This is a genomic window from Pseudomonas sp. MD195_PC81_125 (assembly GCF_014060985.1).
GTDB lineage: Bacteria > Pseudomonadota > Gammaproteobacteria > Pseudomonadales > Pseudomonadaceae > Aquipseudomonas > Aquipseudomonas parakoreensis.
In genome coordinates this window covers 1-597 of sequence record NZ_JABULD010000974.1, presented here as the reverse complement: position 1 = coordinate 597, position 597 = coordinate 1, and the positions used below count along the sequence as shown (strand labels likewise).

Annotated in this window: 2 protein-coding genes; both read right to left on the bottom strand. The window is 54.3% G+C overall.

What is annotated here, in order from left to right; translation table 11 throughout:
• Nucleotides 1–6 precede the first annotated feature (6 nt).
• Nucleotides 7–261 (bottom strand): hypothetical protein, encoded by a 255-nt coding sequence (locus HT737_RS30675; RefSeq protein WP_003220802.1) that lies wholly within the window; start codon nt 259–261, stop codon nt 7–9.
• A 144-nt stretch (nt 262–405) separates the two neighbouring features.
• A partial coding sequence (locus HT737_RS31510; RefSeq protein WP_220459616.1) for a hypothetical protein occupies nt 406–597 on the bottom strand: 192 nt, incomplete at its 5' end.

The following is a 597-nucleotide window of genomic DNA, read 5'->3' as shown; positions in this document are numbered from 1 at the left end:
CCCGGTTTACTTCAGGCCTTGGCCAGAAAACATCAGCACTTTGTCACCGGCGTACTGCACGCTGATAAAGCTGTTTTTGTCGCCCCAGGTGCAACTGGACATGCCGAGCGCACCCGAACAGTCGGTGGGTTTGCCGAGCAGCGTCTCAACTTCGGCTTTGGCCATGCCGGCCGAAAGCTTGGAATAGTTTTCCTGGTTGACCTTGCTGCACGCGGCCAACAGCACGCAAAAAGTCAGAAGGGCGATAGATCGCAGCGACATGAAGTAACTCCTGGAGCGGAAGGGGGATGGCATGGTGCCAACCAGAAGCTTAGAAGAGAAAACCCTCATCTGGTTCCCTTCAGAAATGGCTATTTATCGCTCCGCTCGTCTGGCATTTACCGGCAAATCAGACACTTTCTGCGGCTATTGAGCATTTCGTCGCATTTCACCAAAGACGCCTAATCTTTGGCGCACCGCGGTCGAAATAAGAGCAGCGCAAAGCCCCCGAGTGTGGCAAATTGCCGCCCTTTCTCGACCAGCCCCTTCGCGGTAGTTCATTCGATGACCAGAAACATGAAATTCAGCCACAAGATCTTGTTGGCTGCCGCCCTCGTG

Bases quoted from the DNA above. Each gene is read 5' to 3' on its own strand.
- HT737_RS30675 (WP_003220802.1), bottom strand. From the start codon at position 261: ATGTCGCTGCGATCTATCGCCCTTCTGACTTTTTGCGTGCTGTTGGCC.